Here is a 23072-nt window from a genome sequence, read left to right as displayed (position 1 = left end):
ACCAAGACGACCGCCTTCGCGGCAGACGTCGTTTCCACCCCCTGTGTTGCGTCATATAGCGGATGCTCGCTGAAAGGAAATGTAAGTGCTTATTGCACAGCGCCCCACCCTTACCGAAGAAGTAGTAGCGGAGAACCGGTCGCGGTTCATCATCGAACCGCTGGAGCCCGGCTTCGGCTACACCCTGGGCAACTCGCTTCGCCGCACGCTCCTGTCCTCCATTCCTGGTGCAGCTGTCACCAGCGTTCGGATCGACGGCGTGCTGCACGAGTTCACCACCGTTCAGGGTGTCAAGGAAGATGTCACCGAACTCATCCTGAACATCAAGAACCTGGCTGTGTCCTCCGAGCACGACGAGCCCGTCGTCGCCTACCTGCGCAAGCAGGGCCCCGGCGTCGTCACGGCCGCGGACATCACGCCGCCGGCCGGCGTCGAGTTCCACAACCCGGACCTGCACATCGCGACGCTGAACGCGAAGGGCAAGTTCGACATGGAGCTGACCATCGAGCGCGGCCGCGGTTACGTTTCCGCGGCGCAGAACAAGAGCTTCGATGCAGAGATCGGCCGCATCCCGGTCGACTCCATCTACTCGCCCGTTCTGAAGGTGACCTTCCGCGTGGAGGCCACCCGTGTCGAGCAGCGCACCGACTTCGACAAGCTGATCGTCGACGTCGAAACCAAGGATTCCATCGTGCCGCGCGACGCAGTCGCCTCCGCCGGAACCACCCTGGTCGAGCTGTTCGGTCTGGCCCGCGAGCTCAACTCGGCCGCCGAAGGCATCGAGATCGGCCCGTCCCCGACGGACGCCGCACTCGCCGCCGACATGGCGCTGCCGATCGAGGACCTGGAGCTGACGGTTCGCTCGTACAACTGCCTCAAGCGCGAGGGCATCCACACGGTGGGCGAGCTTGTTGCCCGCTCCGAGGCTGACCTCATGGACATCCGCAACTTCGGCGCGAAGTCCATCGACGAGGTGAAGGCAAAGCTGATCGAGCTGGGTCTTTCCCTGAAGGATTCCCCTCCAGGGTTCGATCTGGCCGCCCGTGCCGCAGCCATTGAAGAGGACGAAGCCGCCTACGGCGACGAAGAGGTCTAAAGCCGCCTTCGAAGTAATGTACTTTGCCCGTGTTCCCGCGCCGTGAGGCGCGGGGCGCGGGCACCATATGAGGAGAAAAACCAATGCCTACCCCCCCTAAGGGAAAGCGCCTCGGAGGCGGAGCTGCCCACGAGCGCCTCATGCTCGCCAACCTGGCCGCCCAGTTGTTCGAGCACAAGAGCATCACCACCACGGTCACGAAGGCCAAGCGCCTCCGTCCGTACGCCGAGCGCCTCGTCACCTTCGCCAAGCGCGGAGATCTGGCGTCGCGCCGTCGTGTCCAGGCCGAGATCGCGTCGCGCAGCCGCACCAACAAGAGCGTCGTCCACGAGCTGTTCGTGAACATCGCCCCGCTGGTGACAGAGCGCGACGGCGGCTACACCCGCATCACCAAGATCGGCAACCGCAAGGGTGACAACGCCCCCATGGCCGTCATCGAGCTGGTGCTGGAGCCCGTCTCCGCGAAGCAGGCAGTCGTGAAGGAAGCCGAGAAGGCAGCCGCGAAGTCCGCTCCGGTTCAGGAGGCGCCGGTCGAGGAGACCGAGGCCACCGAGGCTGAGGCAGTGGAGACCGAGGCCGCAACGGCCGAGGCCCCCGCAGCCGAGGAAACGGCAGCCGACGAGGACAAGACCGCCAAGTAGGCAGTCGCTTCCGTTCCTTTGTGAACGCATGATGGAACCCGTCGACCATTCGGTCGGCGGGTTCCTTTGCGTCCGGGCGGACCCGGGCGCCGCATAGAATCGGGGGCATGGACTTCTCCCCTTCCGAAGGCGTCGATCCCCATGCGCTGGCGGGGGTTTCGGTCCCGGACAGTACGACGCCGGAGCCCGCCACCGTCCGCATCCGCCTGACGCTGGCCTACGACGGCTCCGGGTTCTCCGGGTGGGCCGTCCAGCCCGGCCGCCGCACCGTGCAGGGCGCGCTCGAGGAGGCCCTCGCGCTCCTGTTCCGACGGCCGGTCCGCACGGCCGTCGCCGGCAGGACCGATGCCGGCGTCCACGCCCGCGGGCAGGTGGTCCACTTCGACCTCACCCCGGCCGAGTTCGCCGGGCTGCCTCGGGGCAAGGACGTGGCGCCGGAGACCGCCCTGCTGCGCCGCGTGCGCGGTGTGGTTTCGCGCATCGGGGGAGCCGTCGTCGTACATGCCGCCGGCGTGGCCCCCGCCGGGTTCGACGCCCGCTTCTCCGCGCTGTGGCGCCGCTACTCGTACCGGATCGCCGACGGCGAGGAGCGCTGGGATCCGCTTACGCGCAACGACACGCTGTGGCACCCGCGCGCCCTGGACGCGGATGTCCTCAACGCGGAGGCCCGCGCGATGACCGGCCGCCACGACTTCCTCAGCTTCTGCAAGCCGCGCGAGCGCGCCACCACCATCCGCACGCTCGAGGAGTTCGGCTTCGCCCGCGGGGAGGACGGGATCCTCGTCGCCCACCTGCGCGCGGACGCGTTCTGCCACAACATGGTGCGCGCGCTGATCGGCGCGGCGCTGATGGTCGCGGACGGGCGGCAGCCGGCCGGCTGGATGGAGGCGCGCCTCGGGGAACGGGTCCGCGACGCCAAATCGTTCCTGTCCGCGCCGCACCCCCTGGTCCTGGAGGAGGTCGCCTACCCGCACGACGCCGGGGTGGCGGACCGCGCGGAGCTCACCCGCGCGCGGCGCCGGCCGGACGACGTCGGACGGCTGGGCGACATCGCTTCGTGAGGCGACACGCCGAGTGCCGCGCCGCGCGACACGCGAGACGAAAAGCTGTCACAAGAGAAGCACGAGTCACATGAGTCCCTTCTAAAACGCCTGTTTCTGGGCGAGTCGCCTACGACACGCCGGATCATAGTGCATATGTAGTGCGCGATGGCGCATTTGCGGATATTCTCTTATTAGAAATCAATCGGGGGGAAGCCGTTTTGAAGTCGATGAACCATGCCGTGGCGCCTAGTGCCGCGACACGCCAACAGGCGGGCTCTGCGGGCACGCGCACGCCCCGCAAGCGGGTGTTGGCTCTGGCCGTCCTCGCGGCTTCTGCGCTGGCGCTGACCGGCTGCGGCCTGGGCGCGTCCGATGCCGCCCCCGGCGGATCCGGCTCCGCCACCCAAACCGCGGCTACGCAGACCGCGGCACCGTCGTCGGCGACGGCCTCCGGTCAGGCGTCCGGGGCGGGGCAGCCCACCGCCCCCGCCGCGTCCGAGGCGCCCGCGGCATCGGAATCAGCGACCACGTCCGCCCCCGCCTCCAGCTCTGACTCCGCGGCGTCGTCCGCCCCGGCCGCGCCGGGAAGCGAAGCCGACGCGCCGGCGTCGTTCTCGGCCCCGGCCTTCGGCGGGCCGGACGCGCTCGAGCCCGGCTTCGAGGACGGCCCCGACTACGTGCGCACCTACGCGCCGAACGAGCTCGGCGCCGCAGCGTTTGTCCGGGACCAGCTCGGACCCCTGGACCAGCACGCCACCTTCAAGATCGAGTCGGAGTTCGGTGGCGACGCCGCCGGCGGGCTGGCGGTCCTGAACGCGTCGCCCGAGGAGTTCCTGGCTACGGAGATAGGAACGCTCGCCGACGAGGTCCCGAGCCGCGACCCCGCCGTCGTCGTCGCGTTCTACCAGGCCGTGGCGCCGTACGTCATCGAGGGCGCCAGCGAGACGCTGAACACCGATGTCCGCGGCCTCGGAACCGCCACCGTGGACGCGGCGACCATCGACGCCGGACGCTTCTTCACCTACCGCGATGGGACGGACGCCTCGGCGCAGTCCGTCGCGCCGGGCACCACGGTCACGCTCACTTACGACGGCGGCTGGATCATCACCGCTTCCTCGGGCGCCGCGGCCGGCTAAGGCCACCCAACAGAACACCACCGTGGCCGACTCATGGCCTCGAAACCACACCAGCACCGCGAGTCATCACTCAGCACAAACAGAACTCGTGTCCGTTAGGCCACTCGCATCTCAAGGAGCAGCACCATGTACGCACCACGATCCACCGGACTGCTTTCCGCGGCCGCCACGGCGGCACTTGTTCTGGGCAGCGTCGCTGTGGTCCCGCACGCGGCCATGGCGGCGCCGGCAGTTGGGATTCCCGCCGTCGCGGCGGACGGGTCCGTGCCGCGGGCCGGCCAGTGGGTCAACCCGCTGCAGGCGGAGACGTACCGCTACTCGTCGCCGTACGGGCCGCGCTGCATCCCCGTGATCGGCGGATCCACGCTGCACATGGGCCAGGACCTGGCGCTCGCTGACGGCTCGCCGATCTACGCGGTCGCCGACGGAAAGGTGGTCAAGGCCAGGAGCGGCACCACCAGCACCTCCGGCTACATCGTGATCGACCACAACGACAACGGCCGCAAGATCCAGACCGTGTACGTTCACATGTGGTCCGCCACGTCCCACGTGCAGGTTGGCCAGATGGTGAAGGCCGGGCAGCAGATCGCCAAGGTCGGCAACTCCGGACCGTCCACCGCCCCGCACCTGCACTTCGAGGTCTGGGACGGGCAGTGGTACGTGCAGGACACCATCGAGCCGATCGACTTCATGAAGAAGAAGGGCGTCGACATCAGGGCCGGCGCGTACCTGGACTACAACCTGCGCCAGCACACCAGCTGCACCTACTACGCGAACAAGTCCACCTCCCTGAAGGCCACACCGTACGCGACGTCGACGACGCTGCGGACCGTCTCCAAGGGCTCGGCGATGACGTCCAAGCCCGGCACCATGGTCAACGGCTACGTCCCGGTGACCACCGGCGGCGTCTACGGCTGGGTCGAGCGCTACGCCGTGAGCCCGGGCCAGGTCTCGTTGGCGCCGGTGGCCAGCACCGTGGTCCCGGTGACCACCGACTCCTCCGTCGAGGGCACCGAATTCACCACGACTTCGACGCTGAACCTCCGCTCCCGCGCCGTCGACGGAAGCATCGTCAAGACCATGGCCAAGGGCGATTCCGTCACCGCGACGGGCAAGGTGACCACGGACAAGAAGTGGTACGAAGTCAAGCACGGGACCACGACGGGCTGGGCGGCCGCCGCCTTCCTCAACGAGGTGGTCGTTGAGGCGAAACCGGTGACCAGGACACTTGACTCGCTGAGGGGCCTGCCGCACACCGTCAACGTCAACCTGAATCTCCGGAGCGAGGCTCCGGACGGCGCGGTCGTGGAGGTCATGCCGGAAGGCGCCGAGGTGACGGCCACCGGCGTCGTCAGCTCGGACTACACCTGGTACAACGTCCAGTTCGGGACGGTCTCGGGGTGGGTGGACGCGGCGTACCTGAACGCGGCACCGCCGACGAGGACCCTCGCTTGGCTCGAGGACAAGGCGTACACCACCAATTCCCCGGCCCACCTGCGCAAGGAGGGGACGGCGACCGCCCCCGCCATCACGGTCCTGGAGAAGGACGCGGCGATGACGGCCACCGGCCTCGTGACCACGGATTCGAACTGGTACCAGGTGAAGGCCGGATCCACGATCGGCTGGGTCGAGCTCCGGCTGATGGACGCCACGCCCCCGGCGACAAAGACGCTCTCCTCCCTCGCCGGCAAGCCGTTTACGACGTCCGCGGCCGCCCACCTGCGCAAGGAAGGGACGGCAACCGCCCCCGCGATCAGGGTCCTGGCGAAGGACGCCGCGATGACGGCCACGGGCGAGGTGACCACGGATTCGAAGTGGTACCAGGTCAGGGCCGGATCCACGATCGGCTGGATCGAGCACCGCCTGATGGAGGTCGCTACGCCGGCGACGAAGACGATCGCCTCACTCAAGGGCAAGGCGTACACCACCAATGCGGCGGCGCACTTCCGGAAGGAAGGCACGTCGGATGCCCCCGCCCTCCGGATCCTGGCGAAGAACGCGGCGATGACGGCCACCGGCGTCGTGACCGCGGATTCGAAGTGGTACCAGGTGAAGGTCGGTTCGACCACGGGCTGGGTCGAACCGCGGTTGATGAAGGCCACGCCCCTGCCGACGAAGACGCTCGCCTCGCTCAAGGGCAAGGCGTACACGACCAATGCGGCGGCGCACCTCCGGAAGGAAGGCACCTCGGCTGCCCCCGCCCTCCGGATCCTGCCGCGGGCAGCCGCGCTGACGGCCACCGGCGTGGTCAGCCTGGACTCGAAGTGGTACCAGGTGAAGGCTGGAACCACCACCGGCTGGATCGAGCCCCGGTTGATGAAGGCCACGGCTCCTGCCCTCGCGACGAAGACCCTGACCTCGCTTAAGGCGAAGCCGCTGGAGGTGGCGTCGACCGTGTACCTGCGGGACGCCCCGGTCAACGGCAAGGTCCTGAAGACCATGCGGCGCGGTTCGGCGCTGACGGCCACCGGCGTCGTGAGCCTGGATTCGCGCTGGTACCAGGTGAAGTCCGGCACGCAGACCGGATGGTCGATGGCCTCCTACCTGAAGGCCGCGCCGCCGGCCGCGACGACGAAGATCGCCGCGTCGCTCAAGGACGCGCCGCTGGAGGTGGCGTCGACCGTGTACCTGCGCCAGGCTCCGGTCAACGGCAAGGTGCTGCGGACCATGCGGACCGGCCTGGCGCTGACGGCGACCGGCGTCGTGAGCCTGGATTCGAAGTGGTACCAGGTGAAGTCCGGCACCCAGACCGGCTGGTCCATGGCCTCCTACCTGAAGGTCGCGCCGCCGGCTCCGGCGACGAAGATCGCGGCATCGCTCAAGGGCGCCCCGCTGGCCGTCGCATCGACCGTGTACCTGCGGCAGGCCCCGGTCAACGGCCGGGTCCTGGCGACCATGAAGCGGGGTTCGGCCCTGACCGCCACCGGCGTGGTCACCACGGATTCGCGCTGGTACCAGGTGAAGTCCGGCACGCAGACCGGTTGGTCCATGGCCTCCTACCTGAAGGCCGCCCCGGCGGTTCCGACGACGAAGACCGTCGCCTCGCTGGCCGGCAAGCCGTACACCACCGCGGTCAACCTCTACCTGCGGCAGGCCCCGGTCTCCGGCACGGTCCTGACGACCATGACGAGCGGCTCGGCCGTCTCGGCGACGGGCGTGGTTTCGCCCGATTCCAAGTGGTACCAGGTCAAGTTCGGAACCCGGACCGGCTGGGTCATGGCCTCCTACCTGAAGCCGAAGGCCACCGCGCCGGTCACGGTCAAGGCCACAACCAAGACGACGACGGCGAACGTCAACCTGCGCACGGGCGCCAGCACCGCGGACGCGGTCGTTGTGCTGCTGAAGAAGGACCAGATCGTCACCCTCACGGGTCAGCAGTCCGGGATCTGGGCCCAGGTCCGGGTCGGCACGCAGACCGGATGGGTCCACACGGACTACCTGCGGTAGTCGGGACGGCGCGCCGGCGCCTTGAGGGGTAAGACGAAAGAGGGAAGGGCGGCCCAGGCCGCCCTTCCCTCTTCGCTGTCGGGGGGTCGGGCGCGGGACCATGGCGCAATATAGTCGAGCCAAGAGCGCACGGGAGGGTGCTTACGGCGGTGTGCCGATTTGAGTTGCCCTCTCCCGCGGCGTCGTCTTCGGCTGCGGGTCCGCCGGAACTCTGTCTTCATGGACGGGAAAGAAGCACAGCCGCGATCGCGGAGGTCGGCAACGCCGAAGCCTGCCGCGCAATCGCGATCTCGGCGCCACGGCGGCGAATCGCGCGCCGGGGGGACCAACGACGAATCCGGCAGCGGGCTGAGCGCCGCCCCACCAGAGGTGACCACTGGCCGCATCGAAGACGGATCCTACGGCAGACGGCGGCTCCAGGGGATGCGAACAAGGTCCCCGATGCGGAGACGTACGCCGTGGCGGCGGCGGACCGGGTGTTCTGGTCTGCCCCGGTGCACGGCTACGTGGTCGTCCGGTCGAGCCCCCGGCGATATTCCTCGGGGGTCTAGTTGCGGAGTTCACCAGCAGCGCGGCGGCCTACGCGCAGTTCGAGGGTCCGGTGGTGGGGCAACTGGGTACCGGTCACGGCATCCTCCGTCAAGGCGTCAAGCACGACGGTGACATTTCGACTGTCTTCCCGGTTTTACCAATGGGAATAACCTGGTCGGAGGGTAACCGGGGATTACACGCCAAGACACTTGTTTGTCGTTCCCGCCGGGATTCAATACAAGGGTCGGGTCAGATGCGCACGCCACGGGATCGGAACCGACTCCTCGATGCGTCTGCGGCTTCCGGGAGCACGACCGTGAAGGTCGTGCCGCGGCCACTCGCGCTGTTGCACCGGATCGTGCCACCGTGGCCCTCAACGATGCCCTTGGCGATGGACAGCCCCAGTCCGGTGCCCGGAATTCCTGAGTTTCGAGCCGTTTCCGTGCGGTAAAACCGGTTGAAGACGTGTACAAGCTCGCCGGGTTCCATGCCCATACCCGTGTCCGCCACCCGGAGTGTCACCGCGTCGGGGTCCTCCTCGGCCGTAACCGTGACAGTTCCGCCGGAGGGGGAATACTTGATGGCGTTGGTCAGGAGATTGTCGAGAACCTGAGCCATCCGCAGTGGGTCGGCAACCGCCCAGAGGGGCGTCCGCGTCTCCCAACGGAGTTCGACGCCGGCGGCTTCGGCCTGGGGAGCGACGGAACCGATGCTGGACTCCACCACGGCGGCGAGGTCCGTGGGCCGCGCTTGTACACTCAGGGTCGAGGAGGCGGCAAAGAGAAGATCGGAAACCAGTTCCAGGAGGCGCTCGGCGCTCTTGCACGCCGCGTCGAGACGGTCCTCGGTTGAGGGGGACAGATCTGGCCATTCCTCGAGGACCAGATCCAGGTTGCCAACGATCGATGTCAACGGCGTGCGGAGTTCGTGCGACACGTTGGACACCAAGTCCTCTTGTGACGCGATCGCTTCCATCAGCGATGTCACGTCGCTGTACATGAGGACGGACCCACGGAACGCACCATCGTCGTCGGACATCGCACGGGCCGCCGTCGAAACCGCGCGCTGCGTGCCGTTCGCATCGATCCACACGAGGTAGTCAGTGAACGTTTCGCCGTTGATGGCCCGCCGCAGGGGATGGCGGTCGCCCTCCAACGGCGTTTGGCGGTCCAGCGACAGCAGGCGGGACGCCCCGGTGTCCGTGGACATGTCCGTGAGGGGGCCACCACCATGCGACGGAAGCCCGTGGAACCGCCTCATCAGGCCGTTCGTCTGGACGAGTTTCCCGTGGCGATCGACTGCGGCGATTCCGACGTCGACCGTCTCGAGTATGGTAGCCAACAGTCGCTCCCGCTCTTCGGAGCGGCGAAGCAGGCTGCGGAGTTCGGCATCCTTCTGCTCCAGGATGTGGCGCTGCAATCTGGCGTTGGCCGTCGCGAAATGGACGGCAGCCCAGACGGTGACCATCATGACGGGCAGGAGCAACGCGGAGAGTGGCTGCGTCGTCGCCGATTGGTCGGGGCGGACAGCGAGGGATGGCAGCACTATCAGTAAGGGGCCCACAAAACTGATCGGCAGGCCGTACCGTGCCTTCAGCCCGGAGGCGGACAGCCAGATGACGGGGAAGACGCTCAGGCCACTCAGTCCGGGGAGCACCTCCAAGGCGGCATGTCGTGTCAAACCGATGGCTGCGAGATCCAACAGAGGCACCACCAGATGGGCCTCGGGATGCAGCCGGTCCCACGGGACCACGAAGCAGCCGACAAACAGGATCAAGTGCATTGCAAGTCCCGCAAGGAACCAGGGATCGGAGAACAGCTCCGGATAGAGGGTTGCGGCAACCACAACCACCGTGCACATCAGGACAGTCAGCGGCAATTGGCATAAGGCCACACGCGTTCTCGGACCGAGCTGGTGGAAGAAGCGGTTGATTTCGCTCATGGGACGCAAGTCAGCCAATGCGGGCGCACCGCCCAGTGTCCGTACCCATTTCTCGTATTTCCCCCCGGATATACATTTGTAAGCAGAATACTGCATACGTCTGCAGGATACTCCATCTTCACCGTCGTCGCCCGGGGGATGGGGTACACCGTCTTTGCGCCAAGGTGCGACGGATGTGCCCAGTGAGGTTTATGGTGGGTGCAGGGACCCGGGTGGGTCGATTAAGGAGCGGATGTGAGCGAACAGGGAATTGCCGTTGTTGTCGAGGATGACGCCGACGTCCGGAACCTTGTCTGTGCCGTCCTTAAACAAGCCGGGTTCAGCGTGGCCGCCGCGGCCACGGGCAAGGAGGGCGTCGAGTTGGTCCGTCTGCACAACCCAAGCGTGGTCACTTTGGACGTGGGTCTTCCCGACATCGACGGTTACGAGGTGCTTCGGCAAGTCAGGCACATCACCGATTGCTACGTCGTGATGCTGACGGCCCGTGCCGAGGAGCTCGACACGTTGACCGCGCTTCAATCGGGCGCCGACGACTACGTCATCAAACCCTTCCGTCCGCGCGAGCTGCGTGCGCGGATCTCGGCCATGTTGCGGAGGCCTCGTTCGCAGACCTCGGCCAATGCCGGTTCGCCGCCCAAGGTAGCGGCCTCGGCGGCTACTCCGCCGCCAAGGAAAGACACGATGGAACACAACGGCCTGTCGGTCAACCGCCAAACGCGGACGGCGGATCTGAACGGCCGCGAGCTGGTGCTGACCAAAAGCGAATTCGAAGTGCTCCTGGAGCTCCTCAAGAGGGAAGGGGCCGTGTGCACGAAGGCGGACCTCGTTCGCTCGGTCCGCGGCGAGTACTTCCGTGTCGACTCCTACATCAGCGAAGCCGACGAGCGTGCGGTGGAGGTCCACGTCGGGAACCTCAGACGGAAGCTGGGCGAGGACTCAGCGTCGCCCAAATGGTTCCAAACTGTGCGTGGAGTGGGCTACCGGCTGGCGCCGGCGCTCGACGGATAGGGCCGCGGCCGCCTCATGCGGCCTTGTCGAGTTCCGCTACCGTTTGTTCCCCGCAGATCCGGACGACGACCAGCGCCTTGTCCAGGCCCACCGGCCAAGCCCCTCCGATGGCCGTCTCGAGCTCGATGGCCAGGTTGCCCAAACGGACAGCGCCGACCATGATCGACGCCACCTTGAGGCTCAGGACGGCGTCGTGCAGGGAATCGTAATCAGCGCGTCCGACCGCATCGCACAGCTTGGAGTACCTCTCGGGCCACAGAGCGACGAAGTCCCTGACGAAGCCGCGCGCGACGTCGGGATCGTCCATTTGTTCCCGTAGCTCATTCAGGACCGAACGGTCCACGAGGGGGTCCTGTCCCCTTGCTTCGAATCCCATGTCGCGCTCCCCAAGAGTTTCTCGCACGACAGCGCAGCTCCGGTCCCCACCGGCTGGTTGCTGACTTGCGTTGATCATGTCTCCAGCTTAGTCTCCGCACATGCCGCCGGACCGTCTCCAGTGGGGATCCTGTGGAAACCCTGCGTTTTGGGTTGAGGGGGGCGGAAAGGCCGGGTCATCCGCCGCTGAAGGTCTCCACGGAATTGATCACGGCAGGCCCGAGGATGGCGATGAAAAGCACGGGAAAAATGAAAAACAGGAGGGGAAACAGCACCGTCACCGGCAGCTTCATGGCCTTCTCCTCGGCGCGCTGTCGCCTTTTCACGCGCATGACCTTCGCCTGGATGCGCAGGACGGCGCCGATGGCGATTCCGTAGGCGTCGGCCTGGACCACGGATTGCACGAAGCTCCGCAACTCCGGAACGTTGGTGCGCTCCGTCAACGCCAGGTACGACTCCCTGCGGCTGCGTCCGACCTGCATGTCCTGCAGCGTGCGGATGATCTCCTCGGCCAACGGCCCCTTTCCGTTCTCGCCCGCCCGGGCCATCGCACCCTCGAAGCCGAGGCCGGCCTCGACCGAGATGAGCATCTGGTCCAGGGTGTTGGCCAACTCGAGCTGGATCGCCTTCTGCCGTTCTTGGCCCTTGCTCATGAGCAGCAGATCGGGGACGAAATAGCCGAAGGGAACCATTGCCACGCCAACGACTCTCAACAGGCCCGAATCGCCAACGGACGTAAAGAAGATGCCGGTCGCGGCCCCCGCGAGCCCGAGGACGACCTTTCCCGCCAGCACCCGATCCAGCGGGATGGATGCCGGGCGTCCGGCAAGGGCAAGCAGTCGGTCGAGCCGCTTTACGTAACCGTCGGGGGTGACCCTTCGGCCGAGCCGCAAGAGCACCCCCTCCGGGGCCGCGGCCACTTCGTCCTCCGGAATCCTCAGGCGCAGGTTGCCGTGTACTGAGCTCTCCGCCTTTCGGTCCGTGGACCAGATCGTCCACGTGATCAGCGCGAGACTGGAGGCCACGAAGACTGCCGCGAGAAGCACCGTGAGTTCGTTTCCCATGGCTCAGAACTTCAAGTCGATGATTTTGCGCAGCCAGAGACCGCCAATGGTCATGAGCACGAAGGAAACTCCGATCATGATCCAACCGAGTATGTGCGTAAACATGACGTCCATGTAGCCGGGACTTACCACAAGGAGCATGAGGACGATTCCGATGGGCAGGCCCATCAGGATGTAGGCGGACATCTTGCCCTCCGCCGCCAGCGACTTGATCTGCCCCTTGATCTCGCTGCGCTCGCGGATCGTCCCGCTGACCTGTTCGAGGACCTCGGCCAGGTTCCCCCCGACCTGCCGGTTGATCTGGATGGCCTGCGCTATCCAGACGAAGTCCTCGCTGGCCATTCGGCTGGCGGTGTCGTTGAGCGCCGACAGGAGGTCCTTGCCCAGACTGGTCTCCGTGACCACCCGGCGCATCTCTTCGGCGGTCGGACTCGCGGATTCCACCGCCGCGGCGTCGATCGCGCGCAGGATGCTGTGGCCGGCGCGGAGCCCGCCGGTCAAGAGCTGCAACGTATCGCCGAGTTGTTCGTCGAACTTGCCACGCCGCTTGCCGGTGCGGAACGCCACGAACAGATGGGCGAGGAGCGGCGTGGGAAGGAACAACAACAGGGCCAACCCCGGACCGGCGATGACAAGGCCCGTGAGGGCGAGGACGGCACCCACCGCGAACATCAGGATGAAGAAGTCGGACTGGCTCAGGCGCAGTCCAGCCGTCTCGAGCGTTTCCCGGTTGAAGAACCGGACGTTGCGCGTCGCAAGGAAGCGGTCCAACCGATCCCCGGCGTGGCCCGCGAAGTGCGAAAGGACGGAGGTGGACGTGGAGGGGTAGGGGCGCCGTCGTTCGGTGGGGATGGGTGGTTCCGTGCGGAGGGCAAGGGTGAGGACCCCGAGCAGGGCGGCCAGAGCCAGGAGGGCCAGTCCGACGGAGAGCAGCATGCGGGTGTCCTATCGGTCCGCGGGCGCGGCGAACACGTTGGGCGAAACATGGATGCCCATGTCCTCGAACCTGTCGATGAACCGAGGCCGGATGCCCGTGGAAATGGGTTTGCCGCGGAAGCGGCCGTGCTGGTCCACTCCGGCCGCGAAGTCGAACACGAACGCGTCCTGCAGCGTCACGACGTCCCCCTCCATGCCCTGCACCTCAGTCACGTGGGTGATCCGCCGCGTTCCGTCGCGCAACCGGGAAATCTGCACGATCAGGTGGACGGCGGAGGCGATCTGCTCGCGGATGGCGCGCAGGGGGAGGTCCATGCCGGCCATCAGCACCAGCGTTTCCAAGCGGGCGACGGCGTCGCGCGGCGAATTGGAGTGCACCGTGGAGAGCGAACCGTCGTGGCCCGTGTTCATGGCCTGCAGCATGTCGAGGGACTCGCCGCCGCGCACCTCGCCCACCACGATCCGGTCCGGGCGCATGCGCAGCGAGTTGCGTAGCAGTTCGCGGATCGTCACTTCGCCACGGCCCTCCGTGTTGGGCGGGCGGCTCTCGAGGCGCACGACGTGGTCCTGCTGGATCTGGAGCTCCACCGCGTCCTCGATGGTGACGATCCGCTGGTCGCCGGGGATGAACGACGAAAGCACGTTGAGCAGGGTGGTCTTGCCGGTTCCCGTGCCACCGGAGACGATGATGTTGAGTTTCGCCTTAACGCAGGCGTTGAGCAATTCCGCCATCTCGGGCGTGAGCGTGCCGAAGTCGATCAGGTTGCGGACCGTCAGGGGAACCTTGCTGAACTTCCGGATGGTCAGGGACGAGCCGCCGACTGCCAGCGGGGGGATGACGGCGTTGACGCGGGACCCGTCCTCCAGCCGCGCGTCGACCAGGGGCGAGGACTCGTCGATGCGGCGGCCCACCTTGGAGACAATCCGCTCGATCACCCGGCGCAGGTGCGCCTCGGAGCTGAACCGCGAGTCGGACAGTGTCAGGTGGCCCTTGCGCTCCACGTAGATCTGGTCCATGCGGTTGACCATGATCTCCGTGACGTCGGGATCGTCGAGGAGGCGTTGCAGCGGCCCGAACCCCAAAACGTCGTCCGCGACGTCTTGGACGAGCCGAAGCCGCTCCTCCGCCGTCATCGGCACCTGCTCGGCGTCGATGATGGAGGTGAGCTCGTCGCGGGCGTTCTTGCGCAAGTCATGCTCGGACTGGTTCGAGTCGCTGAAACGCGCCCCCATCTTCTCGAACAGGGACTGGGCGGCCCGCTGCTTCAGACCGGCAAGGGCGTCAACGGGACTGTGCGTCCCGGCGCTGCGCGGAAGGGCCGTGGCCGGGGAATCGGCGACGAAGGGGGACGGAACGGGCGCCTTCGTCGCAGGCGTCTTGGAGTTGTCCGCCCCGCCGTGCGCGGTCTTCTCGGGTGCCGCAACCGGTTGTCCCTGCCGCGCGACCGTGGGTTTCTTGGGGGCGGGGGCGGGCGCGCCGGAACTCTTGGCGGCGCTGAGGCGCTCGGAGAGGTTCACTTGACGACCACCCGCCTGTGGCTTTTCCGGCGTCCCTTGGCCTCGGGATCGAAGCGTTCCACGAGTTCGCGCAGTCCTTTTCTGGCGGGATCGCGACGTCCCTGCTGCAGTAGCGGGATGCCGCTGTTCGTCGAGTAGGCCACGGCACGCGAACGGGGGACGCTGATGTCCACGGGAACACCCATGGAGGACTCGACGTCCTGGACGGAAAGCCCCGATTTGGAATCGGCCATGTTGAGCACCATGTGCTGCCGGGGCGGAAGCAGGTCGAGCTGCTTCAGCACGCTCAGGGTCGAACGCAGCCCGCGGAGGCTGGGGATGTCCATGCCGCTGACCCACACGATGTCGGTGCATCGTTCGACCGCCGTCAGGGCCAGTTCCTCCAGGCCGGGGGCGGTGTCCAGGACGACGTAGCGGAACTCGCCGGCCAGTTGGTCGATCAGCCGGGCGACCTGGGAAGTGGTGATCGAATCGGCGTCGGCCGGGTTCTTGGGGGCGCAGAGTGCGTAGAAGCCGGCCGGGTGCACGGAGAGGTAGGCCTTCAGGACCAGAGAGTCGTTTCTGGCGGCGGGGCTGACGCCGTCGGTGATGGTGTGTTCCGGGTCCAGGTAGAGGCCGGAGGCGACGTCGCCGAACTGCAGGTCCAGATCGACGAGGACCACGCCCATGGGGGCAAGCTTGGCGAGGCCGACGGCGAGATTGGTGGCGATCGTTGTCTTGCCGACCCCGCCCTTCGGCGAGAGGACGCCCACAACGGACCCGCGGCTGGCGGGGATTGCCTCGGCAGTGTCGAGTGTGCGCCGCCGGCTCGCGGACGCCTGGCAGGCGTGCTCAAGAAGGACACTGATGGCCGCAACGTCCGCGCTGGGGTCCACTACGTCGCGCATGCCGGCGCGCATGGCCTGCAAAACGAGTTCCGGAGTGGGCTCCGCCACCAGGATGCTGCTGATCTCCGGATGCTGGACATCGATGATTGTCGCGAACCGGAGAGCGGTTTCGTGCGGGACGCCGGGGCCGAGGATAAGGACCTCAAGTGGCTCGGGCCCGATTGCGGCGAAGAGATCCTCGAGTTGTTCGGGCACGTCCGCCGTGAGGAATGCCTTCAATTCGCCTGGCAAGGCACCCTCGATCGCCGAGCGCACGCGCTCTTCGAAGTGGGCCTCCGGGGTGATCAGGACAAATCGGCTCACGGGTAAACGTCACTCTTTCGGATCACTGTGGGTGGTTCCTTGGCGGCGTGGTCTGCTTCCTTCGTGAGCCAGATGCGTCCGAACTCGGCTGAATACACGATTTTGGCGGCGTCGACGTCCTTGACGGCGACCGTGACGAGCATGGTTCCGGCGGGCAGGGCCGCGGCGTTCTCGGCCGGTTCGTCAGCGGTGGCTTCCGCGCGTTGAACCGTCGTCACCAGGACCTGGTGGAACACGCGTTGCGTCGTGGAAAGTTTGGGGTCATCCTCCACGGCGCCGTCGTCGAAGGAGACGAACACGCCGACGGTGTCTCCGGCATTGACCTTCCCGCCGACCATGCGCTGCGGATCGAGGGCGAACGTCACCTCCTGCATCCCCTGGGGCACCGGAACGGAACCAGGCTCCTGCAGGTCCGCCGGGTCAACGAGACGATCGGGCACCAGCACTTCCCCGGCTACCAAATTGGTCCCTGCCACTCGTCCCTCCTGACCCTCCAGAGAGCGAAGAGCGGAGTCGGGAACCGCGGACTGCGGCAGCTTCGATGTCACCACGGACTCCTCGAGGACTGTCAGGCTGGCTCCTTCGGGAACCGGCGTTTGAACCACTAGCACGTCGACTGGCTCCATGCCTGCCATCGCACGCTGGTCAGCACCCTGAGCGTAGGAATACACCAGTATCAGGCCTATCAACGCCAATAACAGCGCGGCGGCTCCCGCCAACAAACGCGATCTCATCCGCGGCTCCTAATCCGTCATTTGCACGACTCGTGCACCATTGGCATCCACTGGACCCAACGTATACCCCTCTTCGAGCGAGACATAGGTGATGAATTTCCCAATGATGGCGCGGCAATCACCGGTGCAGGCCTTGTCGCCCACCCAGGTGGACGTGTTGTGGAAGACTCCCGTGACACCGGGGCCTTCATTGCCTCCGGTGAATTTCCAGCCGGCGACGCTGAAGGCGGCAAAGCTGGTGAGCCCGTACACGGCGTTTGACCCTGTGCCCACAACCTTGTTGAAGACGGGCAGCAGAACCACGGGGGAGCGTCCGGCGTTGATGTCGCCGATCCACTTGGTGAACAGCGCGGCGCAGTTTGGCGGTTCGTTGTTGCCTGTTCCGCTGCCGCCTTCACTGGCCGCTAGGTCGATGAATCCTCCGCACTGACCGGGGTCTTGGGCAAGCCAGCCGAACCCTCCCGCAACGGCTTGGCCCGAGGGGCCCAAATTGCAGGTTCCATTCGCATAGGCGCCCCCGTGGAGCCCCAGTCTTTGAAGACCCCCATCGACGCGCCCCTGAACCTGACACACGGAGAACGCTGCGGGGAAGGCGGTGCGGCCGGATCGCGGACTGCCCCAGATGGCAGAGGACCGAGCGCCTACTTCGGCCGACGGGACCCCCAATGCGTTGGCGAAGAACAGCGAGACGGTGTTCTCCGCGCCACCGGACTCTTCGGCGCCGGTGGTCACCGTGACCTTGCGCGTGGTGAGGTTCAGGTCGATGGAGTCGACGTTGTGGAGCCCGTCGCGCGCGTTCGCGTCGGCCAGGGAGGCGGCCAGCGGGGAACTCGGGGAGCAGTCGGCATCCGCAGTACTCCTGGCACACTTTTGCGCGGTCCCCACTGCCGCCGCGTCCGCGCCGTTCTGGAGTTCGGTCCGTTCGGCGTAGAGGAAGCCGACGTCGACCACGAGGGCCGTGAAGCCCAGCAGCGCGACCATCATGACTGCCAGGATCACCGAGGCCGCGCCCCGCTGGGTCTCGGTACCCGGCTCGGAGCCGGACCCGGCGTGCGTTATCCCCCGCATCGCATGACACCCTTTCCCGTCAGGGGAATCGCGGAGCCGAAGAGCCCGGTCAGCGATGGCAACGAGTAGCTGATCGTCACCGTGGCCGTTGCCGCGGGCGCGCACGCGGTGTTGGGAGATGCGGTGGTGACAATGGCGACGTTGGATGCCGACAATGCCGGATTCAGGCCGACGGCGGTGGTGACCGCGCGGTTTTTCGCGGCGACGGGGTTGTTTGAGATGGCCATGGAGCGCACGCTCTCGCGGGCCGAGTGGGTCAGCGTGATCTGGGCGTTGTAGGCCCGTCCGAATTCCATGATGCCCATGACCAGGACCACCAGAATCGGTAGGAGGAGGGCGAACTCAACGGCGACCGCGCCGCGTTGTGAGTCCTTGCGCATCTGCCGTTCCCCCCCTCGGGTAATTCGCGGATGCTACCTCGGTAGCGTCCCGTGGAAAAAAATCTGGGCGGCGGAGTGGCCCCCGCCGCCCAGAGCCTACGCGGTGATCAGGTACCGGCCGGGGCGGCCGGGAGCTCGTTGACGACGTTCTGGAACATTTGGTTCAGCTGGGGGCCGAGCAGCGCTACCGTAGCGATGATGGCGACGGCGATGAGGCCGACCATGATGCCGTACTCGACGGCGGTGGCGCCGGTCTCGTCCTTCATGCGGTTCTTCAGCTTGAGGCCGAGCGTCTGGAGCGTTGCGTAGATGGAAAGCATGGGATGTCTCCTGGATTGTGGATTGTGCCGGTGCGGCTGGCCCTGCACCAGCTCTGAGAAAAATCTAGCAACCAATATCGGCCCGTAGACGCAGTCTTCCCAGATCCTGAGGCAATGCTTCCGCAACCCTGTTTCCCTGCGTCAATGCTGCGTAAATCCTGCGTTTTCACTGCGGCTCGGGACGCGTTGCGTGGCGGCAGGCGCGCCGGGGCAGGCGATGGGGCGCGCCGACCGGCTGCTTTTTGGAACCGGCCCTGCGTTGCTGTATCGTTGCAAGCTGTTGTGCGTGTCCTATGCCTGACACACCTCCTCCGCGTGACGGCCCAGTTGCAGGGCCCTGGTCTGCGGAGGCAGCGGGCAAATACGGGATGGCCGGTTGGAGTCAGTCCTCACCTGATGAACTGGTACAGCGCAGATCGATAACACAGTGCAAGCCCGTCGGTGGATCTCAACGCCGCCAGCCGGGGGAGCGCTTGACCAGTATCCAAGGAAACGAAGGCAATTAACGTGCGTACGTACTCACCGAAGCCCGGCGACGCAGATCGCCAGTGGCACGTCATTGACGCCACTGACATCGTTCTGGGCCGCCTCGCCAGCCAGACCGCAACGCTGCTGCGCGGCAAGCACAAGGCGACTTTCGCCCCCCACATGGACATGGGCGATTTTGTCATCATCATCAACGCCGAGAAGGTCGCCCTGACCGGCGCCAAGCTCGAAAAGAAGCGCGCCTACCGGCACTCCGGCTTCCCGGGCGGCCTCAAGTCCGTCAGCTATGCGGAACTGCTTGAGAAGAACCCGGTCGAGGCCGTGGAGAAGGCCGTCCGCGGCATGCTCCCCAAGAACTCGATCGCGGCGCAGCAGCTGCACAAGCTCAAGGTCTACCGTGGTGCCGAGCACCCGCACGCCGCCCAGCAGCCCAAGACGTTCGAAATCACCCAGGTCGCGCAGTAGCGCTGGGCCCCGAAACAACAGATTAGTTTTCAAGGAGAATCGTGGCTCAGAACACTGAAGAGCAGAATGAATTTGAAGGTGCCGCACCCGCTGCGTACACCTCGGAGTCTTCCGCGGCGGCCGAAGAGGCCGTCGTCAAGGAGCGTCCGGCACTGACCGTGCCCGGCGCCGCAGTTGGCCGCCGCAAGGAGGCCGTGGCACGCGTTCGCGTCGTCCCCGGCACCGGCAACTGGATCATCAACGGCCGCACGTTGGAGAACTACTTCCCCAACAAGCTGCACCAGCAGGAAGTCAACGAGCCGTTCAAGATCCTGGATCTCGACGGCGCGTACGACGTCATCGCCCGCATCCACGGCGGCGGCGACTCGGGCCAAGCCGGCGCACTGCGCCTCGGCATCGCCCGCTCGCTGAACGAGATCGACCGCGAGAACAACCGCGCGATCCTCAAGAAAGCCGGCTTCCTGACCCGCGACCCGCGCGCCGTCGAGCGCAAGAAGGCCGGACTCAAGAAGGCACGCAAGGCCCCGCAGTACTCGAAGCGCTAAACCCGCTTTCCCCGAAGGCCCCGCAGCTTCTGCTGCGGGGCCTTCGGGCGTTTCGTACGGATTCGGCAAAGTGCCCTGCTGATTCCAAATGCCTTCCCTTATGGCTATTGAAAAGTGGAAGATGTCTATAGGCGGTGAACGAGTTCAGCCTGTCAACTCGCGGTGAAAGGGCGGAATCATGGTGGGGTGGAGATGAGGACACTGGCGAATCGGATCTCGGTTGGCCTCCTGACAGCCGCCGTGGCGGCAATGGTTCTCATTCCCGCAGTGAACGCTTTCAAGGATTCCGATCAGATGTTCGGCTGGCAGATGTACGCCCGCATGACTGCGATGCCGACGGTCTCGATTGAGCACGCCAACGGCTCCGTCGAGGATATGCCCTTGGCGTTGCTGGTTTCGCGCGTGCGTCCGGAGGTCGACTATTTCGCCACTGTCCCGGAACATGTTTGCAAAACCGTCGAGACGGCTCGGATTGTCAGAATCGCCCGGGACACGCCGCGCGAAGGGCGGACGTTGACATGCTGAGTGCAACCGCCGATGCGCGGGCTTTGGCAGCTGGTCGCATTCTGCTGGGTCTAGCCGCCCTCTATATGGTCTTTGAGTTGGCCGCTGTACTGCACCGTGCGGGTGACGGAAGGCTATCTATGCCGGCCTTCGCGTGGGCACCGTCAGCAGCCCCGAATACCGCGATGGTAATCCTGGTTGTCGGACTGGTGGCGGCCATAACTCTTATCCTCGGGATATTCCCCAGAGCAGCGGCCACGTGTCTGGCGGCTATCGGCGTCTACGGACTCGTGACGGACCTGCATGCCTACAGCAACCATCTGGTCCTTATGATCTCGCTTTCGACAATCATGGCGATGAGCCAATCCGCAAACGCGTGGGCCGTAGGCGCGGTCGACCGGTCCAATCGAGTCCCGATCTGGCCAGCTGTCCTGATAATGGTCCAAATCAGTACTGTCTACTTCTGGACGGCCGTTTCGAAGATCAATAGCCAATATCTGTCTGGGGAGGTCCTTGCTGGCTTTGTCAACGACTGGGTGAAGCTGCCCCTTTGGGTTTTTAGTTTCGTGGCACTGGCGAGCATCGCTGTGGAGCTCTTTCTCGCCGCGTCACTGTGGTTTGGACGTACCCGCGGAGTCGCATTTTTGGTAGGCGGTGGTCTTCATTTGGGCATCGTGCTTTTGCTCAGCGATCCGACACCATTGGTGGCGTTCGCGTTGCTTATGATGGTCGGATACGCGCAGTTCGCCGCACTGGGCCCGAGTTGGTTGCCATTCTTGGGTCGCAGGGAACTGTGGTCGCGCGAATCGACCCCTTCGTCGAACCTCTCGAACGTCCGCGGCTAACCGACTACGGGCTCAACGGGAACGAGCGTAGGTGGTGCCTCGTCGGGGCAAGGCGCGCCCAGCCATCCGCCGCCGGAGAACACGAAGCAGACGCCCGGAAGGTCCGGCGGCGGCTCGACGGTGGACGAGGCGGATGCGGAGGCCGTCCCGAACAGGATCAGGGCGGAGACGGCCAACGAGGCCAACGCGGTCGACTTCTTCATGGGGTGCCTCCTCGAAAGCGGCGGACTGTGTGGGTCCGTGTCGCCTATAATCCGCCTCGCCCGTGGCGGAAGATAGGTGGCTGACCAGATCGTGACCTCATTGACGGTTGCTGGCGCGCCTTGCCGAAGGTCGACGCGACTGCAGTTCCGACGTAAGGTGCCAAGCGCCGCAATGTGGGCAACGGTAAACGCTGCGCGGCAACTTCTTGTTTTTGGAACGATCTCTGTGTCGGATCGCAGTCAGAGCGTGATGAGCGTTGTCTTGGGACGGGTAGGAGGTCTTGGTGCAGAGAGCCACGGCGATTCCTGGGAGGAAGGTCGCGCGCGGCTCATATCCACACTTGAATGCATCCTCTATCGAATGCATTCCCCGGTTACACGTCTAAGCGTCTTTCCAGCAGGATACACGTTGGCTCCGCTCCCACTCGAGGCATAGGTGCGGCAAGCTGACGTCAAAGAGCCGCGACGTCCCAGCGCAGGTTGAGCGCGGTCCGGCTCCGGTCGACGAGATTATTCAGATGGGACCACACCTCGGTCGCGCCCGGGACGATGGTGCGCGCGGGGCCGGCGTCCTCGACCGATCCACAGGGGCGAACGACGACGGCGCCCGCACCAGTGTTGGTCACGGCGGCTGAGTACGCGAAGACATCACCCGGCCCGACGCCGGTCCGCGGGGGACCGTAGTTGGCCCTGAAATCCCTCCGGGATCCCACGACCTGCGCGCCGGCCTGGCCGACCTCCTTGCCCTCGGACCCGAAGCCGGCATCGGCCTGACCGAGCGCGACGTGAGGATCGCGGAACACCCACCGGTGCGGAGGGGCAGTCGTGATGGACCGGGGGACCACCTCCACGTGCAACTCCGGATGTCCCGGCACGGATTCGTGGTCCTCCGGCGGGGAAGGCGCCGCATCACGGACCGCAGCCAGGGGAACGGCGGCGAACACGATCTCCTCGTAGGCCCCACGCTCGTACAGCACGCCAATGCTCCCGTTCGGCAGTTCGACCGCGGTCGAATAGGCCGAGGCTCCGGGCTCGATAACCAACGGCGGAGTCCAGGTCGCACCGCCGTCGGGCGAGTGCCTCAACGACGTGTTTCGCCGGAGGTGCCGGTGCGCGTTGTGGCTCGCGACGAGACGGTCCCCGCTTCCGGTCAGGCGGAGCACCGAACCGTTGTCGCTGGGATCTTCCAGGAGGGGCTCGGGCAACGGCACCGAGAACGTGTGGCCGCCGTCCGTTGAATACGCCACCAGCCGATGGGGCGTCGCCCGCGAATGCAGGAGCACGGTGCCGTCGGCCAGCGCGGTGACAGAGGATTCGTTGGTGTGGACTCCGGCGGGGCTCGGACCCAGCGGCTCACCGAGGCTCCACGAGTCGCCGTGATCGTCGCTATAGGCTACGGCGGCGGCGATGCGCGTGGTGCCAAGGTTACCCGGACCACCCTCGGCGAGCAGCACCACGCAGGGCTGCAGCAACCGCCCAGCGTGTGTGCCTGCGTCGACCTGCGCCCCGGTCCCGGACGCCGCGAAGATCCCGCGGATCCCCGGCCGTTTCAACATGCCCGTCAGGCGCCGGTGCCGCCAGGTGAGCCCGTCGTCG

The 23072-nt window shown here is 66.1% G+C and carries 22 protein-coding genes; 10 read left to right on the top strand and 12 right to left on the bottom strand.

The genetic code is table 11. From position 1 onward, the window contains the following. Positions 1-85: 85 nt before the first annotated feature. The 5 genes from ACHAAJ_RS12780 (at position 86) to ACHAAJ_RS12760 (ending at position 7363) form a co-directional block, all read left to right on the top strand. Positions 86-1096: a DNA-directed RNA polymerase subunit alpha gene (locus tag ACHAAJ_RS12780; protein ID WP_435728578.1), complete on the top strand. Its 1011-nt coding sequence runs from the start codon at positions 86-88 to the stop codon at positions 1094-1096. A gap of 83 nt (positions 1097-1179) precedes the next feature. Beyond that, positions 1180-1737 carry a 50S ribosomal protein L17 gene (rplQ, locus tag ACHAAJ_RS12775; RefSeq protein ID WP_435728577.1) on the top strand — a complete coding sequence of 186 codons (558 nt, stop codon included), beginning with the start codon at positions 1180-1182 and terminating at the stop codon, positions 1735-1737. A 107-nt stretch (positions 1738-1844) separates the two neighbouring features. Further along, positions 1845-2798 carry a tRNA pseudouridine synthase A gene (locus ACHAAJ_RS12770; RefSeq protein ID WP_435728576.1) on the top strand — a complete coding sequence of 318 codons (954 nt, stop codon included), beginning with the start codon at positions 1845-1847 and terminating at the stop codon, positions 2796-2798. 221 nt (positions 2799-3019) lie between these two features. Beyond that, a complete protein-coding gene (locus ACHAAJ_RS12765; RefSeq protein ID WP_435728575.1) occupies positions 3020-3916 on the top strand; it encodes a hypothetical protein in 897 nt (298 codons plus the stop codon). A 126-nt stretch (positions 3917-4042) separates the two neighbouring features. Next, positions 4043-7363 (top strand): SH3 domain-containing protein, encoded by a 3321-nt coding sequence (locus tag ACHAAJ_RS12760; protein ID WP_435728574.1) that lies wholly within the window; start codon positions 4043-4045, stop codon positions 7361-7363. Between the two features lie 780 nt (positions 7364-8143). Here ACHAAJ_RS12760 and ACHAAJ_RS12755 read toward each other — a convergent pair. Continuing rightward, positions 8144-9835, bottom strand: a complete 1692-nt coding sequence (locus ACHAAJ_RS12755; protein WP_435728573.1) for a sensor histidine kinase — start codon at positions 9833-9835, stop codon at positions 8144-8146. A gap of 234 nt (positions 9836-10069) precedes the next feature. Between ACHAAJ_RS12755 and ACHAAJ_RS12750 the strand changes: the two genes are divergently transcribed. Further along, positions 10070-10843 carry a response regulator transcription factor gene (locus tag ACHAAJ_RS12750; RefSeq protein ID WP_435728572.1) on the top strand — a complete coding sequence of 258 codons (774 nt, stop codon included), beginning with the start codon at positions 10070-10072 and terminating at the stop codon, positions 10841-10843. Positions 10844-10856: 13 nt separating this feature from the next. On the opposite strand, the gene ACHAAJ_RS12745 is transcribed toward ACHAAJ_RS12750, so the two are convergent. From ACHAAJ_RS12745 to ACHAAJ_RS12705, 9 genes are all read right to left on the bottom strand, one after another. After that, positions 10857-11219, bottom strand: coding sequence for an Hpt domain-containing protein (locus ACHAAJ_RS12745; protein WP_435728571.1), 363 nt, complete (start codon positions 11217-11219; stop codon positions 10857-10859). Positions 11220-11394: 175 nt separating this feature from the next. After that, complete coding sequence (locus ACHAAJ_RS12740) at positions 11395-12282, bottom strand: type II secretion system F family protein (RefSeq protein WP_435728570.1); 888 nt, start codon at positions 12280-12282, stop codon at positions 11395-11397. 3 nt (positions 12283-12285) lie between these two features. Then, entirely contained in the window at positions 12286-13218 is a 933-nt protein-coding gene (locus tag ACHAAJ_RS12735; RefSeq protein ID WP_435728569.1) for a type II secretion system F family protein, read from the bottom strand. Positions 13219-13227: 9 nt separating this feature from the next. After that, a complete protein-coding gene (locus ACHAAJ_RS12730) occupies positions 13228-14736 on the bottom strand; it encodes a TadA family conjugal transfer-associated ATPase (RefSeq protein WP_435728568.1) in 1509 nt (502 codons plus the stop codon). Continuing rightward, positions 14733-15926: a CpaE/TadZ family protein gene (locus tag ACHAAJ_RS12725; RefSeq protein WP_435728567.1), complete on the bottom strand. Its 1194-nt coding sequence runs from the start codon at positions 15924-15926 to the stop codon at positions 14733-14735. Before ACHAAJ_RS12725 ends, ACHAAJ_RS12730 begins: the two co-directional genes overlap by 4 nt. Further along, positions 15923-16660, bottom strand: coding sequence for a Flp pilus assembly protein CpaB (gene cpaB / locus ACHAAJ_RS12720; protein ID WP_435728566.1), 738 nt, complete (start codon positions 16658-16660; stop codon positions 15923-15925). The genes ACHAAJ_RS12725 and cpaB overlap by 4 nt, the downstream gene beginning before the upstream one ends. Before the next feature lie 9 nt (positions 16661-16669). Beyond that, the gene (locus ACHAAJ_RS12715; RefSeq protein ID WP_435728565.1) at positions 16670-17728 is read right to left on the bottom strand and encodes a pilus assembly protein TadG-related protein; all 1059 of its coding nucleotides are present in this window, start codon (positions 17726-17728) and stop codon (positions 16670-16672) included. Beyond that, on the bottom strand, positions 17716-18108 hold the full coding sequence (locus tag ACHAAJ_RS12710; protein ID WP_435728564.1) for a TadE/TadG family type IV pilus assembly protein: 393 nt from the start codon (positions 18106-18108) through the stop codon (positions 17716-17718). Before ACHAAJ_RS12710 ends, ACHAAJ_RS12715 begins: the two co-directional genes overlap by 13 nt. 107 nt (positions 18109-18215) lie before the next feature. Further along, entirely contained in the window at positions 18216-18428 is a 213-nt protein-coding gene (locus tag ACHAAJ_RS12705; protein WP_435728563.1) for a Flp family type IVb pilin, read from the bottom strand. Positions 18429-18935: 507 nt separating this feature from the next. On the opposite strand from ACHAAJ_RS12705, the gene rplM reads away from it, so the two are divergent. The 4 genes from rplM (at position 18936) to ACHAAJ_RS12685 (ending at position 21273) form a co-directional block, all read left to right on the top strand. Further along, positions 18936-19379, top strand: coding sequence for a 50S ribosomal protein L13 (gene rplM / locus ACHAAJ_RS12700; RefSeq protein WP_435728562.1), 444 nt, complete (start codon positions 18936-18938; stop codon positions 19377-19379). A gap of 41 nt (positions 19380-19420) precedes the next feature. Beyond that, positions 19421-19924: a 30S ribosomal protein S9 gene (gene rpsI, locus ACHAAJ_RS12695; RefSeq protein WP_435728561.1), complete on the top strand. Its 504-nt coding sequence runs from the start codon at positions 19421-19423 to the stop codon at positions 19922-19924. 192 nt (positions 19925-20116) lie between these two features. Further along, the gene (locus ACHAAJ_RS12690; RefSeq protein ID WP_435728560.1) at positions 20117-20449 is read left to right on the top strand and encodes a hypothetical protein; all 333 of its coding nucleotides are present in this window, start codon (positions 20117-20119) and stop codon (positions 20447-20449) included. Continuing rightward, a complete protein-coding gene (locus ACHAAJ_RS12685; RefSeq protein ID WP_435728559.1) occupies positions 20443-21273 on the top strand; it encodes an HTTM domain-containing protein in 831 nt (276 codons plus the stop codon). Before ACHAAJ_RS12690 ends, ACHAAJ_RS12685 begins: the two co-directional genes overlap by 7 nt. On the opposite strand, the gene ACHAAJ_RS12680 is transcribed toward ACHAAJ_RS12685, so the two are convergent. Both ACHAAJ_RS12680 and ACHAAJ_RS12675 read right to left on the bottom strand, forming a co-directional pair. Next, a complete protein-coding gene (locus ACHAAJ_RS12680; RefSeq protein WP_435728558.1) occupies positions 21270-21476 on the bottom strand; it encodes a hypothetical protein in 207 nt (68 codons plus the stop codon). The two genes, ACHAAJ_RS12685 and ACHAAJ_RS12680, sit on opposite strands and share 4 nt — an antisense overlap. Before the next feature lie 452 nt (positions 21477-21928). Next, the coding region (locus tag ACHAAJ_RS12675) for a sialidase family protein (RefSeq protein ID WP_435728557.1) at positions 21929-23072 on the bottom strand (1144 nt) is incomplete at its 5' end.

The sequence above is a fragment of the Arthrobacter arnarulunnguaqae genome (assembly GCF_051262515.1).
Classification (GTDB): domain Bacteria; phylum Actinomycetota; class Actinomycetes; order Actinomycetales; family Micrococcaceae; genus Arthrobacter_N.
The sequence above is the reverse complement of the archived record's forward strand: the minus strand, read 5'-3'. Positions and strand labels throughout refer to the sequence as shown.